Below are 17,952 nucleotides of genomic sequence, written 5' to 3'. Positions count from 1 at the left end.
GTCATCGCCCAATCGGGAAGCCCGTGATGATTCGGTCCGTAGCCGGTTCGAAGATCACCCGTATATTCACCCCATCATAGACGCCCTCGATCTTGACTCGCGACAGCTCGCCCTTCTTGGTATACAGCGATCCATGCGCGCCCTTCTGCCAAGTCCAAGTACTGGATGGATTCGTAGCAATATCAGCGACGCTTTCCAGAATCTTGTCGGTATCCCAAGACTCCGGGAAAACTGTCTTGCCCGGCTGTCCCGGCCACTTATGTCCGCCGCCAGTACGGTTGCCAGAAATGATGTGATATTGGGCATCGCCATCAATTAGATCCCGACCAGGGCCGCCGCAGTTGTGGACCAACACCGGCACGTTGCCGGCGAGTACATGGTACGTGTGGACGTGGCTGATGGTGAGGTTGTGGACGACGGCGCGTGGGGTGGTCCAGCGTTGGATGGCGGTGATCTGGACCCAGGTGCCGGAGCTGGTGTGGAGCCATTGGCCGGGTTGCAGGTCGACGGCGTCGATCCACTCGCCCAGCTCGGGGACCCAGAAGGGGTGACCGTCGGTGGCGGTAATCTCGGCGGTCTCCGGGCCGTGGTGGCCGTCGGTGTCGATGGTGATCTTGACGAGGTGTTTGACGCCGTCGCCGGTGATGGTGGCGGTGACGGTCTCCACCTCGGTTTCGCCGGTTTCGGGGTCGGTGGCGATGACCTCGTCACCGGGCTTGACGTCCTCGATGGGTGTGGTGGTGCCGTCGGCCATCAGGACCTTGGTGCCGGGGGTGAAGCTGTTGGCGGGGTCCTCGCAGGAGCCACCGCCTCCGGACCTGCCGCCACCGCCACCGCCTCCGCCGCTGGATCCGCCGTTGGAGCGTGAGCTGGCGCCGGTGGTGCCGCCGGGTTTGGAGGTGTTCTTACCGCCGCCGCTGGCTCGGCCACCGCCACTGCTGGAGGCTTTGGGGTTGGTTTTGGCTTGTGCCTGTTTCTGGACGGGGTTGCCGGTCTTCTTGGACGCGTTGACGGCTTTGTTGCTGGTGGTGTTGGCCTTGTCGGCAGCCTTCTTCGCGAGGGCCTGGGCGGCGCGTTTGGCGCGTTCGGCGGCGGCTTTCTTCGCGTTCAACGCGGCGGTTTCGGCGGCGCGGGCCGCTTTGAGGACGGCCTGGGCGGCGGCTTTGGCTTTCTGCCAGGCTTTGATCGCGGAGAAGGTGCGTTCGACGGCTTTGACGATCCGGCCGAACGCTTTGAACATCTTAAAGGCGGGGATGAACTCGGTGACCAGGTCGACGCAGGACCAGACGCTGCCGCCAAAGCAGCCCAGCGCGGCGTCGAGGCCGATGAACTCCTTCAACACGTCCCACGCCACCGACAGGATGACCGAGGTCATGGTCCGGCCGGCGGCCGATCGGGCCTGGGAGACCTGCGCGGCGGACAGACCCACCCCGGCCAGCGCAGCCGCGCGTTCGGAGGCGGTGAGGCTGATCGACAGGCCGGTCGGGTCGGAGTGGGTGACGGGGTTGTTGTGGGCGTAGGTGTAGCCGTTGGCCTGGGCCGGGTCGGCCAGGTCCAGGACCGGGTCGGCGGACAGGAACCGACCCACCTCCGGGTCGTACAGCCGCGCCCCGAGCGGCGTGTAGCCGGAGGAGTCGTCGCGGGTCGCGCCGAGGAACCCGGTATGGGTCTGCAGATTCACCGCGAGGGGTGTGGTGGCGCGTTCGTTGCCGTACGGGTCGCGTTTGACGATCCGCACCGGCATACCCGTGGACTGGTTGACCTCCGCGTACGGGCTGCCCTGATGATCCGAGGCGACCGCGGCCAACGCGGCCGGGCTGGTGCCGTAGGCGTAACGCATCACCGCCCCACCCGGAGCCGGGTACGTGCGTTGGCTGGTCACGTTGACCCCGCCACGTGCCACCGTCAGCAGGGCGTCGCCCAGGTGCAGGGTCGCCTGAGCGTCCTGCACCGTCAGCAGCCGGGCCCCGTCCGGGCCGTAGATGTGCCGGGTCTCGTCCTGCGCCGACCACAACTGCGCTGTCGCGCCAGCGTCACAGGTGGCGAGGACGATCGGGGTCGAGTTCGCCGTCGCCCCACCCAGGGTCGCCAGACACAACCCCGACACCGCATGCCGCAGCTGACCGACACCGGTACGGATCCACCGCTGCCCGGCACCGTCGTCACAGCGCTGCAACTGCACAAGCGACCCGGCAGTGGTCCCGACCGGCTGCAGACACCAGTCGTCGTAGACCCGCATCGACCCCAGATCCGCGTCCACCTGACCCGGGGCCACGGTGAACGCCCACCGCTGCGGCGGGGTCCGGTTACACGAATGCAACTGGATCCGCTGCCCCGGCACCGCCAACCCGTACGCCAGATCCAGACAGTGCCCCGCCGGACCCACCCAGGCGGTCTTACCGCCCTGACCCTGCCCGGCGATCCGCTCGACCTGCCCGTCCCACGTCCACGACAACGTCTGGGCGTCGCCGGTCTGCAGCGACGACACCGACTTCGTCTCACCGGTCGCCTCGTACAGCCGCTTCGCCTCGGCCGTCACCTGCGCACCCGACAGCGTCACATACTGCTTACGGACCGACGTCAACGTGCGCGGCTGCGAACCGTCCAGCTTCCCGTACGTGTAGGTGCTGGTCGCGTCCTTCGCGACGTCACCGGTCAGATCCTTCTCGACCAGCCGGGTCCGGTTACCGAGCAGGTCGTACTCGTATTCCTGCCAGTAGCCGGCCCCGTCCGCACCGGACGCCACCGTCGCGGCCGACGGAGCCGCCGCGCACGAGGTCTGATCGGCCGACGTCCACGCCCGGGTCAGCTGACCCACCCCGTCGTAGCTGAAACACTGCCGCTCCGCGATCCCCGCCGCGTGCTCCCGGACCGCGGTGACGTTCCCCGCCGCGTCGTAACCGTACGACCGCTGCGACACCAGGTTCCCGGGCACGACCGCCTGATCACCGGTCTGCTCCCGGAACACCCGCTGGTCGAGCAGCGCGCCGCTGGCGTCGTCGTACGACGCCGTGGTCCACACCCGGTACGGCTGCGCGCCCAGCGTCGACCGCAGCACCTGCCCGTACGGCGAGTAGACCGTCTCCGCGCCGTACCAGTCCTGACCGGACACCGACAGCGGTAGCCCGTCGGCGGTGTAGCGGACCAGGACCTCCTCGGCCGGCAACCGGCCCACCGCCGGCATCCGCACCGACGCCGTCAGACCGGTGTCGGTGTAGGAGTACGAGTACGTGTACGACCGGGCCAGCCCCCAGGTCTCGGCGATCTCCTGTGGCAGCGTCAACGTCGTCGACGTCGGCTGGTAGTCGTCGGTGTAGCCGCCGATCTGCTGCGTGTACGCCAACCCGTCGGTGTAGCGGGTCGCCGTCGCCGGCAGCCCGGTTCCGCCCGGCGCGGTGTCGTAGCCGAACTCGGCCAGCAGGGTGCCGGCCGGCCCGTCGAGTCGCTGCGCCACCGGCCGGGACAGTTCGTCGTACCCGTTCCAGACGGTGACCTCGCGGGCGTTGGTGGTGGTGAGCGGTCGGTCGCGGTGGTCGTACCCGATGGTGGTGGTGCCGGTGTCCGGGTCGTTCGCGGTGGTCAACCGGCCCCGCTGGTCGTAGGACCAGGTCCACGGGTGGTCAAGGGCTTCCGAGTGGTACGCGCGGGCGAGTTGGCCACGGGCGTCGTGCTCGTACCGCATGGTGGTGAACGCGGTGCGGGCGGCGTCGGTGAAGGTGTCGACCCGGGTGGTGCGGCCGATGGCGTCGGACCAGACCCGGTACGACGGCGCGCCGGCCGGGTTGATCACGGTGGAGTGGTCGGTGCCGTACTCGTAGCGGGTGGCCCGTTCGGGTGCGTCGGTGCCGCGCAGCACCGGCATCTCGGTGAGTACCCGGCCGAGGCCGTCGTAGGTGTAGCGGGTGGCGTTCGGCACCGTGGTGTCGGCGAGCGGGGTGAACAGTCGGCCGCTCGGTGCGCCGTCGGCGTAGTAGGCGTTGTTGGTCTGCCAGATCTCACCGGAGGTGTTGTAGAGGGTGTCGCTGATGAGCCGGCCGCCGCCGACGGCTTCCTGCTGGCTCTGCCGTTCCCGGCCGAGTCCGTCGTAGAGGGTGACGGCGGTTTCGACCCGGTTCTCGTGGCCGCGGCTGCGGGTGACCACGTACGGCGGTTTGCCGACCGGCAGGTGGTATTCGGCGCTGAAGTCGGGGACGGCGCCGGCGGTCGGGGTCCGTCCGGGGGCCCAGGCTTCGACGAGGCGACCCAGCGGGTCGTACGTGGCCTGGCTGACGTGGCCGTTCGGGTCGGTGCTGCGGACGGCGACGCCCCGGCCGGGGTCGACCTCGACGGTCTGGCTGTGGCCCAGCGAGTTGCGTTCGGTCACCCGGTACGCCTGCCCGGTGGCCGGTTCGAACGTGGTCGTCGAGGTCTTTCCGTCCGGGCCGGTGCGGGAGACGACCCGACCCGTCGCGTCGAAGGCGACGCTGCCGTCGGGCTGGTATCCGCTGCCATCGGCCTTCAGCGACCAGGAGCTGGTGACCAGCGCCCGGGTCGAGGCGGTCAGGGCGACGCCGTACGCCTGGTTGTCGTAGCCGACCCGGCTGGCCGCGCTCAGCGTCGTGAGGTCGTCGAAGTTGGCGTCGGCGCAGAGGGTGGGGCTGGTCCGCACCTGCCGGGTCAGGCCGATGACGTGCTTGTCCGTCCGGTGGACGTAGCCGAAGTTGGTGCAGGACTCGTCGCCGGTGCGGCCGGTGTCGCCGCGCGACTCGACCCGGGTCGGCAGTCCGTACTCCGTCTCGTAGGTGGTGCGGGTTTCGACGACCCGTTGGGTGCGGGTGTCGTCGCCGGTGCCGGAGGAGCGGGTGTAGGTGATCTGCCGGGGTTCGGTGACCCGCCAGGCGCGCAGTGGGCTGAGCCCGTCGTCGCGGTCGCGGCGGGCCAGTTCGGTGGCGGCCGGTACGGTGACGCTGCGGGTCAGCCAGGCGGTGTCGGCGTCGGCGGCGCTGGTGTAGGTGAGTTCCTCGGCGATGCGGCCGGCGAACGGTTCGGCGTCGGCGGCGATGACGGTGCCGTCGATGTCGCGGACGGAGACGCTGTCACCCATGCCCCGGAAGTAGCGGGTCACCGACTTGGTCCGGGCGCTGCCGATGGCCGGGTCGTCGTCGCCGGTGACGACGGTGACCTTGGCGAAGCCGGCGAACTGCGAGTACGTGCGGGTGGACTTCTTGGTGAACTCCTGCTCGGCGAGTTTCCAGCCGGCGTCGGCGTAGGAGTACCGGGTGACGGTGGGGAACGCGCCGTCGATCGCGGGTAGTTCCTCGACGGTGTCGACGACGTACTTGTGGAACCAGTCGATGTCCTCGACGGCTGGGTCGGGGTGCCAGAACGACGGGTAGCAGAGCCGGGTGTTGGCTTTCAACGCGGCGGTGTCGTTCTTGCCGGGCAGGCCGGTGCCGGTGGCGCAGGCCCCGGTCGGCTGCTTGTACGTGACGATCGTTTCGCCGCCGTACTCGTTGATGACGCGGCCGATGCGCAGCCGGGAGAAGTTGGGCCGGTCGTCGCGGCGGACCCGGTTGGGCATGTCGTCGGGGTGGGCCTCGAACCGGACGGCGTTGAGCGCGATCGTGCCGGCGCCGTTACGGCCGTGTCCGGTACGGGTGACCGACTCCAGCCACAGGGCGGTGTTCAGCCCGGTCCGCAGGATCGGGAACGACTGCTTGAGCTTGTACTCGTCGACGGTCTGCAGGGCGGTGGAGCCGGACTGGCGCTGAGCCGAGGTGGTGATCCGGTCGAGGCGTTTGCGGGTGAAGAACGCCGGGGACGAGTTCCAGCATTTCTGCCCGGCGGTGCAGTGCAGGTCGGCGGGTGTGTCGTACCAGATCCGGTAGTTGTTCGGGTTGGTGCTGGCGAAGTTGGCGTCGGTGCAGGTCAGTGCGCCTTCGGCGAAGCAGCGTTCGGCGACGGTGAAGGCGACCCGGGCCAGCGGCGCGGCCGAGTACATGCTGTCGGCGCGTTGGCCGTAGTCGATCCGAGTCAGGTAGCCGCTGCGGTCGTAGCGGACCGGGTCCTTGAAGTTGAAGTTGCGGGCGTAGTAGTTGGTCTCCTTGGCCCACCACAGGCTCATCGCGTTGCCGTGCAGGTCCTCGACGTAATCGAGCGACCAGCGCCACGCCTGGGTGCAGGCCGACCCGGCCCAGTTGCCGGCCTGGTAGCAGGGCTCGCCGGCGTGGTTGCCGTACACCGGCACGGTCAGCACCGAGTTGGTGACCGGGTCTCCGGTGGACCAGCCGGGCAGCCGGTGCCGGCCGAACCAGTGCCGGGTGCCGTCGCGGGTGGTGACCACCCAGTACTCGCCGTCGGCGTCGCCGTTGGCCAGCCCGGTGTCGGTGAGCAGTTCGACGCGGGAGCCGTCGCCGTTGGCGGTGGTCCAGGTGCCGCCGTCCCACACCAGTTCGGTGGTCATGCCGCCGAGTGACAGGGTGGCGTTGTTCGACCCCCAGCAGAGGTCCCCGGTGCGGTGGCTGGCGTTGTTGGATCCGGCCTTCGTCGAGTCCTGCCGGCAGTTGGCGTAGCTGCGGGTGATCGAGCCGGCGGCGTAGTCCCAGCCGTCGCCGATCCAGGAGGCCTGGTTGTTGGTGGCCGAGGTCCGCCCGTCCACCGACTGCGACGAGTACGAGAGGTTGACCTGCGGCATCAGTCCGCCGGTCGCCTCCGGCACCTCGATCTGGTAGCCGTAGGTGAACGCGCCGGAGGACGAGCCGGCGGCCCAGGATCCGGAGGAGAGCAGCGGGGTGGCGGTGTAGTCACCGGCGGCCGACGCGCCGGTGTCGAGCACACCGACCACGCTCGACGAGGTGGACGAGGCGGCGGACCGGCCGGCGTCCGACGACGCGGCGAGCAGCGCGCCGACCGGTACGGTGCCGCTGACCACCCGTCGGGTCGACTCCACCGCGACCTGGCTGGCGATCGGGGTGATCTCGCCGGTGTCGGTGACTCCGGAGCCGCCGGCCTGCGCGCCGGCGCGTTCGCCGACGCCGCCGGTGGCGGTGGCGGTGGCGCAGTCGCCGCCGTCGGGGTCGTCGTAGACGCAGTCGGGCAGCAGCAGGAAGCCGAACCGGTCGGCGGCCTGCGGCCCGTACAGGTCGGCGAAGGTGGTGTAGTCGACGGTGAGCGCCACCTCGGCGGCCGGGTCGGCGGACGCCGGCGGGGTGATCTTCATGATCAGGCCGGCCACGCCGGCGGCCTGGGACGCTTCGGGGGCGGCGAGGCCGACGGCCCAGCTGCCGGCGAGTGCCGCCGGATCACCATCTTCCGGTACGCCGAGCGCCACCGGCAGGTCGTCGACCGGCAACGTCTCGCCGGGCGCCACGCCGGTCAGGTCCACTGTGCCGTCGCCGGAGGTCCAGGGGGTGACCGCCACCGGCTCGTACGGCACCACCGGCACCTCGTCGGCGGTGGTCAGATCGGACTCGGCGGACTCGTCCTGGCCGATCTGCGGGGTCTGCGGCAGGTCGGGGAGCTCGACCTGCAGTCCTTCGCGGCTCATCCCGGGGCCGGGCACGCCCCACGCCTGGGCGGGCAGCACCGTCACGGTCATGACGACCGTGAGCAGCAGCAGGGTGGCGCGGCGGGCGCGCTGCCGGATGGTGCGACCCCGTCCGGTACGGGCTGCTCGGTCGCCCTGCTGCCAGGACAGTGGACCGGTTCCACGCATGCGCGTCGACTCCCAGGCGTGAAGAGAATGCGGACGGACCGCGAGAGCACACGCCGGGCGTGGCACGGTCGTGAGCACTGTGCGTCAGTTTGATCCGACACTCAAGTGACATTGTGGAGTCCCGATCGGACCCGAAGTGAGCTCGGTCACGGGTCAATGCCGGCCGAGTGCCGTCGATCTGGTGGGAAACCGATCAAATGCACCAATCCCAATATTTGGATCAGTTGTTATCGACAAAAGCGACGTACGACCAGAAAGCCGGCAGCTACGACATCGACAGCTGTCGTATATAACAGATTTATAACGACATTGATGCATGACCCGGCGGCACGAGTCGTGCGATCGTGACCGGGCTTCTGCACCGCAGCTGACGACCGGGCGCAGTGGCGTCCACAGTGCCCCCTGCCCGCCGGGTCCCACGGGAGTAGCTCGCAGTGACCGCGTCTCGCCTGATCAGTCCATTCGTGCGCACCCGTACCCGGCTCACCGTGACGGTGGCGCTGATCTCGGCCGCACTCGTCGCCACCACCCTGCCGTGGATCGTGCCCGCCCTCGACCGGTCCGCGCCGCAGCAGCCCGCCGAGGCCGCACCCGCCGCCCCCCGCGACGAAGCCGCCGCCTTCGACGAGGCACGACGCACCGGCGAAGAGGTGCTGATCGACACCGACACCACCGCCACCGCACAGACCTGGGCGCGACCCGACGGACAGCTCCGCACCACCACGCACTCCATCCCGCAACGGGCGCAGGACGCGTCCGGGCAGTGGGCCCCCATCGACACCGACCTGACCCAGGTCGCCGCCGCGGAAAACGGTCTCGGCGTACGGCCGGTCAACCCCGCGACGCCGGTCCGCTTCTCCAGCGGCGGCCCCGCCGCCCGGTACGCCCCCGCCCGATACCAGCCCGACACCGCCCCGCCTACCGTCCACAGTGTGCTCGCCGAGCTGGACATCGACGGGCACACCGTCGCGTACACCTGGCCCGGCCCACTGCCCGAGCCCGTCCTCGACGGCCCCCGCGCCCTCTACCCGGAGGTGCTGCCCGGCGTCGACCTGCTGATCGTCGTCCGCGACGACGGCGGCTTCGGACAGCTGCTGATCGTCAAGACGCCGCAGGCCGCCGCCTCGGCAGCCGTCCAGCAGCTCAGCTACGGGCTGCGGTCGACCACCGCCGTGTTCCGGCACGACCCCGTCACCGGCGGAGTCTCCGTCCTCGACGGGGCCGGCGGCACCGAGATCAGCTCCATCCCCACCCCGTTCGCCTGGGACTCCTCCGGCCGCGACGACGAAGCTCCCGACGCGCCCACGCGTACCTCCGTGGCCACCACCGCGGACGTCCTGCGCCTGTCCGGGCTCAGCGGCGCCGAACCCGGCGCCGCTGTCGCCCCGATGCCCAGCAGCCTCGACGGTGACGGCACCGGCGACGCCCAACTGCGACTGGACGCCGCCGCCACCGGCCTGCTCGACAACCCGGACGTACGCTTCCCGATCTTCCTCGACCCGACGATGCGCAGCACCACCCAGGCCTGGGCGACCGTCTATCACCAGCACCCGAACACCAACACCTGGAACGGCACCAACTTCAACAACGGCACCACCGAAGCCCGGGTCGGCTACGAAGAGGACACCCCGCTGTGGACTCGCAGCTTCTGGCGGATGGCCTTCGACACCCGGATCAAGGGCGCCACGGTCAGCTCCGCCACGTTCCGGGTGCTCAACGTCCACTCCTGGTCCTGCGAAGCCCGCGAAATGCAGCTGTGGCTGGCCGGTGCCATCTCGTCGGGCACCACCTGGAACCATCAACCGGCCTGGGTCACCGAACAGCAGCGGCGATCATTCGCCCACGGATACGGCAACCAGTGCGCCGACGCGTACGTCGGCTTCAACGCCCTTCACGCCGCTCGGCGTGCCGCCGACAGCGGGTGGTCGAATGTCACTTTCGGGATGCAGGCCACCTCCGAGTCGGACACCCTGACCTGGCGCAAGTTCCGGGTCAGCGCCACCGAGCTGACCGTGGTGTTCAACCGCCCGCCGGCCGAGCCGACCAACGGTACGGTCTCACCCGGCGGCGCGTGCGCGCCCAGCCCCGCACCGCCCACCGTGGTCGGCCGGACCAACCTCGTGCTGGCCGCCACTGGCAGCGACGCCGACGGCAACCTGCGCGGCCTGCGGTTCCGATTCTGGAAGGAAGGCACCACCGCACCGCCCGGAACGCTCGTCACCAGTCTCAGCAACGGCAGGGCCAGCCTCACCATCCCTGCCACCACACTGGAGGATCGAGCCACCTACACCTGGGACGTCCGGTCCGAGGACACCGACGGTGAGGTGTCCACCTGGTTCCCACCCGGCAGCCCCCTGTGCCGGGTCGTCATCGACGCCTCGGCCCCGCCGGCACCCGTCGTCGTCAGCGACGACTTCCCCGCCGCCACGCCCGACGCCGCCACCTGGGCGAGCGTGAAGTTCGGCCAGACCGGAGCGGTGACGTTCACGGCAGCCGACGCCGCCCGGTTCAGCTACGCACTCGGCGGCCTGGAGACGACCTACGTCGACGCCACCGCCGGCACCGCGACCGTCCCGGCCCTGCGGCCACGACACTCCGGGCCGACGACCCTGCAGGTGTACGCCTACGACGCCGCCGGCAACCGCAGCGCACGTACCGACCACACGTTCTACGTACCGCCGCGTGACGTCGCCGACGGACCGGGCGACACCGGCGGCGACGGACAGCCAGACCTGACGGTCATCGACGCCGACGGCAATCTGCGGACCTACCCCGGCGACACCGGCGGCGCCCTGTACGAATCCCTGCCGGCCTCCTACCGCGCCGGCAACCAGCTCAACCCGGTCGGGCACTGGTTCGACCCGGCGAGCGGCCGGGCCGCGCTGATCACCAAACACGGTGACGCATTCCCCGGCGACGGAGTGACCGACCTGTTCGCCCGCACCCCCGACGGCGGCTTCTGGCTCTACCCCGGCGACGGGTACGGCAGCTTCAACGTCGACGACCGAATCCGCGTGCAGTTGCCGCCCGGCGTACCGTCCCCGGCCACCTGGACCCAGCTCAAGGCAGTCGGTGACATCACCGGCGACAGGCACCCCGATCTGGTGCTGCGCGCCGGCACCGCGTTCTGGACGTTGAGCGGCTACACCGGGGCGAGCTTCCAACAGGCGACCCTGATGGAGGGCACCGCCTGGGCCCGACGGGAGATCGTCAACGTGGCCGACATCGACCGGGACGGCACCCCCGACCTGCTCTGGCGGGACCTGGACAACGGCATCATGAACATCCGGCACGGCCGGCCCGGCACCGTCGTCGGCAGCGTCGACCTGAACTCGTTGAAGACGGCGGCGGCCTCCCGCAACGGCGATGTCTCCTACGGCACCGGCTGGTCGGCTGCGAGCGTCGACCTGGTCGTCGGCACGCCCGACTTCAACGGCGACGGCATCCCCGACATGTGGGCCCGGTGGACATCGGACGGACAGCTGCGGGTCTACCACCCCTCCACCACCAACGCGGGGACCAACGTACAGGTCCTCTCCAACACGGTCTATCCGGGCGTGAAGGGTCTCGGCTGATCCTGGCGGACTGATCCGCGCCGATGGGGCGGAGTTGGCGCGCTGTCGACAGGTTCGAGGGGTTACCCGGATGCCGGAAACCTTTCTGGGGAGCGCCGAAAGTTGATCGAAGGACAACTATTTTTAGGCGGAAGTGCTTCCTACCCCGAGGAGAAGGCCCATGCGTACCTTGCGCACCGCCCTCGCTCTCGCCTGCGTCAGCGGAGCCCTGCTGGTGGGCGCCGCGGCTCCGGCCCAGGCCGCATCACCCACCACCAGCGCGGCGTCGTACGCGGCCCCCGACAACTACCACTTCGGCACCTACTACACCCTTGAGGCGTGCCGGTACTTCGGCGAGAGCCTCACCGCCGCCGGGGTGTGGCGCTACTACAGCTGCCGCTACGAGTGGCGCAGCGGTGAGCCGCAGGGCTACTACTACCTGTACATGTACAACTGACGGCCCAGGGCCACCGACCGGCACCCCGGTCGGTGGCCACCGCCATCGGCCTCACCGCGCCCCACCCTGACCCGGTGACGGGGCGTAGGTCAGGCGGTCGCGGCGATGTCGCCGTCGTCGAAGTAGCTGGCCTGGTACGGAGACGCGGCCCTTGGTGACGCCCACTGAGCAGCCGACCCAGGCGGTCGACGCGAGAGTCGTAGGCAAAGTTGCTGCCCTCCACGTCACCCTCACCCATAAATGTAACTCGAAATGTAACCGTAATGCTTGAAATGTAACCAGGCTGGAGTTACATTTGGTCGCGTGGTCGAAGACTTGGATAGCCTGGTTCGGGCGCTGCGCGCGGCTGGTGGCGACACCACGAGCATCGAGGTCAAGTCAGCAGGCGGGGGGCTGCCTACCTCACTGACCGCATCGCTGAGCGCGCTCGCCAACCTCCCTGGCGGCGGGACGATAATCCTCGGCCTGGATGAGCGTGCCGGCTTTCGCCCCGTGCCGCTAGCGGATCCGCAGGTCCTCAAGCAGGGCCTTGCCGCCAAGGCGCGCGCCTACACCCCGCCGGTCCGCCTTTCCATCGACGATGGGCTGGTCGACGGGCACCCGGTCGTCGTGGCTCATGTCCACGAGTGCGACCCGTCCGCCAAGCCATGCCGGGTGACCGCCACCAACACGGGATATCTTCGCGGCTACGACGGCGACTTCCCGCTGTCCGACGTGGAGACCCAGGGGTTCCTGGCCGCTCGACGCCCCCCGCTGTTCGACCGTCAGCCGGTCGACGGCGCCACTGTCGACGACCTGGACCATGAGTTGATCGGCTCGTTCCTCGCGACCGTCCGCGAACGGGACCGAACCGGACTCGGGCGATTCGATGATGACATGGAGTTGCTCCGCCGCGCCGGCGTGACCGTGGCTGGAGGGCAACCTACGGTGGCCGGCCTGCTTGCCCTCGGTGTCCATCCACAGCAGTTCTTTCCTCGATACGTCATCCAGGCAGCCGCTGAACCGCTACCCGGGGATCCACCCGCCGCGCGAGCCCGGAACCAGGTCACGATCACCGGCCCCATCCCGCGCATGCTGGACGCCGCCCTCGATTGGGCTCGCCGCACCTTCGACACGACCATCGTCGCCAATCCGGACGGGAACGTCACAGATCAGCCTGCCTACCCGTTGCTTGCATTCCGCGAGATCATCGCCAACGCGCTGATCCACCGCGACCTCGACAACTGGTCGCAAGCCTTCGCCATCGAGGTTCGGCTACGCCGTGACCGGCTCGTCGTGACCAACCCTGGGGGCCTGTACGGCATCACCATCGATCGCCTCGGCCATGACGCCGTCACCTCTGCCCGCAACGGACTGCTCGTCGCCATCTGCCAGCACGTCCGCTCCACCGGTTCCGGCGGGCGAGTCATCGAAGCTCTCGCCAGCGGCATCCCCACGATCGCCCAGGAGTTGGCGGCGCAAGCACTACCGCCGGCACAGTACATCGACACGAGCATCCGGTTCACGGTGCTGCTGCACGCCTCCGCCCAAGGTGCCCAAGAACCACGCCTCAACAACACCGAGCGGCGCATCTACGATGCGCTCGCCCCTGGCCCGAAGACCGTCGCCGAGCTTGCCGGCGCACTAGCCCTGTCCGCGCCCAACATCCGCAAGGCGCTGCGCGGGCTACGTGATCACGGTCTCGTGGCCCAGGACGGCGGTAAGGGCCGTCCGACCGTCTACCGGCACACCTCCGACACGACGCGGTAGGCAGACGCGGTAGGCAGCTGCGGTGCTATGCGATCGCGGCGGCGGCCCTGGCGAGGTGCAGCATCCGGTACGGCGGCTCGACGTCGACCAGCAGACGTACCAGGGCGTGCACTCCCGCGCCCTGGAGGCTGGACGGGTGACCTGACTGGCGCCGCGCCTCAAGATCACGACGATCTTGCACTTATCGACCGACAAACCCGATAAATCTTCTCGATAAGTGCAAGATCGTCGAGGACCACGACCGCAGGCGGCTTGACGCATTCCGTTATGGGAATATGATGGCTGCCGTGGCACGAGCAGCGACGACGTCGGACGTCTTCAACGCGATCGCCGAGCCGCAGCGCCGGGACATCCTGGCGCTGCTGCGGGCAGGCGAGTGGCCGGTGACCGACCTGGCCCAAGAGCTAGGGATGAGCCAGCCAGGGGCGTCCAAGCACCTGCGGGTGCTCCGCGAGGTGGGGCTGGTGCGGGTCCGCGAGGTGGGCAAGCAGCGCCTCTACGGCCTGGACGCGCGCGGCCTGCGGCCGATCCACGAGTGGGTCGGCAGGTTCGAGCAGTTCTGGAACGGCAGTTTCGACCGGTTGGACGCCTACGTGCAGGACCTCAAGCAGACACGACAGGAGCAATGACCGATGGCAGGAGCAGAGCGGGAAACACCGGCGGAGCCGCCGACGGCCGACCGGGAGATCGTGATCTCCCGGGTCATCGACGCCCCACCGGAGCTGGTGTTCGAGGCGTTCACCGAGGTCCGGCACCTGTCGCAGTGGTGGGGTCCGGCGGGGTTCAGCACCACCACGAGGTCCTTCGAGTTCCGGGTCGGCGGCGGGTGGGACTTCGTGATGCACGGCCCGGACGGGACCGACTACTCCGAATGGATCACCTGGACCGAGATCGTCCCTCCGCAGCGGATCGCGCTGCTGCACGGTGAGTCCAGCGACGATCCGAACGCCTTCGAGTCGACCCTGGCTTTCGCGCCGGACGGTGCAGCGACCCGGATCGTGATGCGTACCGTCTTCCCCACCCGCGAGCTGCGCGACCAGGCCGTGGAGAAGTACCACGCGATCGAGGGCGGCGAGCAGACGCTGAGCAACCTGGCGGCCTACGTCGCCGAGCTCGCCCAGCGGCGGCAGGAGGATCGCTGATGGCCGGCAAGGTGTTCGTCAGCGTGTCCATGTCGCTGGACGGCTTCAGCGCGCCCGAGTCGATGGAGGGCATCTTCGCCACGCCCGAGCAGCGGGAGCAGGACCCGAGACTGGCGCACTGGGTGGCGCAGTGGATGGAGCTGCAGGCGTGGATGTTCCCGCTGCGGTTCTTTCGGGAGAACCTGAAGCTGGGCGACGGCGGCGAGGAAGGGCGTGCCAACGACATCGCCCGGGAGACGTTCGCGCGCACCGGCGCGAGCATCATGGGCCGGCGCATGTTCGACCTCGGCGAGCGGGCATGGCCGGCAGAGGCGCCCTTCCACACCCCGGTCTTCGTGCTGACCCACCACAGGCGGGACCTGTGGGAGCGGCCGGGCGGCACCACATTTCACTTCGTCGACGACGGGATCCACCGCGCGCTGGACCAGGCCCGCGAGGCCGCCGGCGACCGGGACGTCCGGATCGCCGGCGGCAGCGAGACGATCCTGCAGTACGTGAACGCCGGCCTGGTCGACGAGTTCTCGATCGCCCTCGCGCCCGTGCTGTTCGGCGCCGGCACCCGCCTGTTCGACGGCGTGGACCCGTCCAAGGTCACGCTGGAGCCGATCCGTTCGGAGCCGTCGACCCGGGTGACGCACCTGACCTACGCCGTACACCGGCGGTAGCGCGGCGGTGCCATCACGACTCGGCGCTGGTGGCGAAGAGACGTTGGCGTTCGGCTGCGATGACCTCGCGCACCAGGTCGCCTTCGGAGAGGTCCACCGCGTCGGGGGTGGCCGCCGCCATGTCGCTGACCCTGGCGAAGTCGTCGAAGACCCGTCGCTTACCCGCCAGCATCTCGGTGAGCCGCTGATCGACGCTGCCCTCGGCCAGCAGCCGGTGCACCTGCACCGACTGGACCTGGCCCATCCGGTGTGCTCGGGCGATGGCCTGCGCCTCGGCGGTCGGCTTGAGCTGCGGTTCGCAGATCACCACCACCGACGCGGACTGGATGTTGAGCCCGACGCCGCCAGCGGTGATCTGGGCGACGAGCACGGCACCGTGCCGGGCCGCCGCGAACTGGTCCACCATCTCCTGTCGTCGCGCCGGCGACACCGACCCGCTGAGCGGGCCGAATACCGGGCCCGGCAGGGAGTCGGCGACCAGCTTCAGCACGTCCAGGAAGTAGGAGAAGACGATGACCCGGCGTTCGTTCTCCGCTGCCTCCGCGACGATCTCGACCAGACGTTGCAGCTTGGTCGACCGCGATCCCTCCAGCATCGCCGCCTGTCGCATCTGCATGAAGTTGCCGTCCCGGACCGCTGCCCGGTAGCGAGCTGAATCGGCGGCGGACAGCGGAAGCCACTCTTCGACCTCGACCAGCTCCGGGAGTTCGGTGAGTACGTCCTCCTGGTTGCGCCGCAGATAGGCCGGGGCGATCTGCCGACGGAAGGTCCGCGGTGCCAGGTCGCTGGCGTTCACCACGAGCTCGGGTCGTACGTAGGAGGCGAGGTTGCGGAACTCCTCCACCCGGTTTTCCAGCGGAGTACCGGTGAGCAGGACCGCCCGGTCCGTGCCGGCGATCAGTTTCCGGGTCCGGATCGTCCGCTTGGCCTGCGGGTTCTTGATCAGGTGTGCCTCGTCGACCACGACACATCCCAGCTCCGGGACATTCCGGAGACTTGTCTCCCACCACGCCAGGCTCTCGTAGGTGGTCACCGCTACGCCACCGTCACGCTGCCACGCTCGTGCCGCCCGGGTCCGCTCCGGCCCGTGCAGCCGGTGCGGGCGCAGCTTCGACTTACCGGCCACCTCGCGCATCCAGTTGGTCACCACCGCAGCGGGGCAGACAACCACGAAATGGTGTGCGCCCCGGCTGCGTAGATGGGCAAGGACGGCAAGCGCCTCGACGGTCTTACCGAGTCCCATCTCGTCGCCGATGATCACCTTGCGCTGGACCAGCGCGAAGCGGGCGGCGAAGCTCTGATATCCGCGCAGCGATGCGGTCAGGTGCTCGCCGCTGAGGGACTGGTCGCGAACCGCCTGGATGATCTCCTCCGGCAGGTGCCCGTGCGTCGCCTTCTCGTCCTCGGTGAGGAAACCCAACTCGGCGAGCATCGCGAAGTAGTCGGCTGGTCGGGCAAGGAAGTCCGCCCACGGGTCCCGTCCAGCCGTCGCTGACCGGCCCGGCGTCGACGACATGCCGAGCAGCTCGGCCCGGCGTTTGACGACCTGGATGCTTTCGCGGAGCCCGGCCGCGTCCAACCCACGGGTCGGAGCCACGAGCAGATGGGTGACGCCCGGGTGCAGGAGTGGCCGCAGCGGAGCGAGTTCACTCGCCCGCTCAAGGTCGGCGGCGGCACCCCGCGTCTGCCGGCAGGCGTCCCAGTCAGCCAGCCGCCGTAACAGCTCCGTCGTCTCCGGCCGGCGCTTCTTGATGTCGATCCGCACGGGCATCTCGTCGAAGGTGGTCCGGCGCAGCGTCTCGGCAGCCGCACGGATGTGCCGGACGGTCGTTTCACCGATGCCGGGCAGTCGATGCAGCCGCCCGGCGTTGTCCAGCACGTTCTGCACTGTGGTGATCCTCGCTGCGGCGAGGGTGCCCAGCCTCAGCCGCTCGCGGGTGGCGTCGCGGAGCTTCTCGGCGGGCATCTCTCGCAGGATCCGTGTTACTTCGGCGTGCCTGATCTTCTGGCCGGCTTCCTTTGCTGCCGATCGGAAGGTCGACTCGCTCGCGACCACCTTGTCGATGGTGTCCAGCGCCTCACGGAGGCCGACCAGCGCGGAGCTGTCGACCAGTTCCGGCTTCTTGCCAACCCACTGGATGAAGGGCTTGAACTGCAGTGCCGGGTCGAGCAGCGCATCGAGCCCGAGCCGGTGCGGGTCGATCTCCCCGGTCGGCCAGCTGAGCAGGTCCAACCGGTCAGGCCCCTGGTTGGCGAGCAGTTCGGCATGCTGCCGGCGCAGAAGATCGTGAGCCTGTGCCGCCCGCTGCTTGACTGCTGCTCCAGCAAAGATGCGTCTCAGGCCGAGCATCGGCGTGACGTCGGCGATCGCGCGCGGGACGCCGACGGTCAGCAGCTGCAGCATGGCGCGATCGGTAGCGTCGGGAACTGGAAGTAGCGCTCGATCCCAGAGCCGGCGCACCACGTCGGTGTCACTCCCGCCGAGCGGGAGGACCCACCAGGCAGTCTGTCCGGACCTGCGGACCGTTACCCTGCGCGACAACAGCGAACGCTCGTCGCTGTCGGCGGCTTCCCGGACAGCCCGGTGCCAGCTTACGGACTCCGTTGCTGATCGGCCCCAGTTGTGGAAGTCCGAAATCCAACGGCGGATCTGTTCCCGATCAGTTCTATCCATGATCACCATCAGGGTCGA

Annotated in this window: 8 protein-coding genes; 6 read left to right on the top strand and 2 right to left on the bottom strand. The window is 69.3% G+C overall.

Annotation, left to right across the window (positions count from 1 at the left end; genetic code table 11):
- Position 1 precedes the first annotated feature (1 nt).
- On the bottom strand, positions 2–7,693 hold the full coding sequence (locus O7608_RS09775; protein ID WP_502959193.1) for an RHS repeat-associated core domain-containing protein: 7,692 nt from the start codon (positions 7,691–7,693) through the stop codon (positions 2–4).
- A 434-nt stretch (positions 7,694–8,127) separates the two neighbouring features.
- Here O7608_RS09775 and O7608_RS09770 point away from each other — a divergent pair, with 434 nt between their 5' ends.
- From O7608_RS09770 to O7608_RS09745, 6 genes are all read left to right on the top strand, one after another.
- The gene (locus O7608_RS09770; protein ID WP_289209631.1) at positions 8,128–11,268 is read left to right on the top strand and encodes a hypothetical protein; all 3,141 of its coding nucleotides are present in this window, start codon (positions 8,128–8,130) and stop codon (positions 11,266–11,268) included.
- Between the two features lie 160 nt (positions 11,269–11,428).
- Positions 11,429–11,704 (top strand): hypothetical protein, encoded by a 276-nt coding sequence (locus O7608_RS09765; RefSeq protein WP_289209630.1) that lies wholly within the window; start codon positions 11,429–11,431, stop codon positions 11,702–11,704.
- A gap of 303 nt (positions 11,705–12,007) precedes the next feature.
- Complete coding sequence (locus tag O7608_RS09760) at positions 12,008–13,453, top strand: ATP-binding protein (RefSeq protein ID WP_289209629.1); 1,446 nt, start codon at positions 12,008–12,010, stop codon at positions 13,451–13,453.
- Between the two features lie 287 nt (positions 13,454–13,740).
- Entirely contained in the window at positions 13,741–14,082 is a 342-nt protein-coding gene (locus O7608_RS09755) for an ArsR/SmtB family transcription factor (RefSeq protein ID WP_289209628.1), read from the top strand.
- 3 nt (positions 14,083–14,085) lie between these two features.
- Positions 14,086–14,595, top strand: a complete 510-nt coding sequence (locus O7608_RS09750; RefSeq protein ID WP_289209627.1) for an SRPBCC family protein — start codon at positions 14,086–14,088, stop codon at positions 14,593–14,595.
- Positions 14,595–15,260: a dihydrofolate reductase family protein gene (locus O7608_RS09745; protein WP_289209626.1), complete on the top strand. Its 666-nt coding sequence runs from the start codon at positions 14,595–14,597 to the stop codon at positions 15,258–15,260. Before O7608_RS09750 ends, O7608_RS09745 begins: the two co-directional genes overlap by 1 nt.
- Before the next feature lie 13 nt (positions 15,261–15,273).
- On the opposite strand, the gene O7608_RS09740 is transcribed toward O7608_RS09745, so the two are convergent.
- A complete protein-coding gene (locus tag O7608_RS09740; RefSeq protein ID WP_289209625.1) occupies positions 15,274–17,664 on the bottom strand; it encodes a DEAD/DEAH box helicase in 2,391 nt (796 codons plus the stop codon).
- Positions 17,665–17,952: the final 288 nt, after the last annotated feature.

It is taken from the genome of Solwaraspora sp. WMMA2056 (genome assembly GCF_030345095.1).
Classification (GTDB): domain Bacteria; phylum Actinomycetota; class Actinomycetes; order Mycobacteriales; family Micromonosporaceae; genus Micromonospora_E.
Note: the sequence above shows the minus strand (reverse complement) of the source record. Positions and strands in the feature narration are given on the sequence as shown.

Excerpts from the sequence above, each read along its gene's own strand:
- O7608_RS09775 (WP_502959193.1), bottom strand. The coding sequence starts at position 7,693 with ATGCGTGGAACCGGTCCACTGTCCTGGCAGCAGGGCGACCGAGCAGCC.
- O7608_RS09765 (WP_289209630.1), top strand. The coding sequence starts at position 11,429 with ATGCGTACCTTGCGCACCGCCCTCGCTCTCGCCTGCGTCAGCGGAGCC.
- O7608_RS09750 (WP_289209627.1), top strand. The coding sequence starts at position 14,086 with ATGGCAGGAGCAGAGCGGGAAACACCGGCGGAGCCGCCGACGGCCGAC.
- O7608_RS09745 (WP_289209626.1), top strand. The coding sequence starts at position 14,595 with ATGGCCGGCAAGGTGTTCGTCAGCGTGTCCATGTCGCTGGACGGCTTC.
- O7608_RS09740 (WP_289209625.1), bottom strand. The coding sequence starts at position 17,664 with ATGCTGCAGCTGCTGACCGTCGGCGTCCCGCGCGCGATCGCCGACGTC.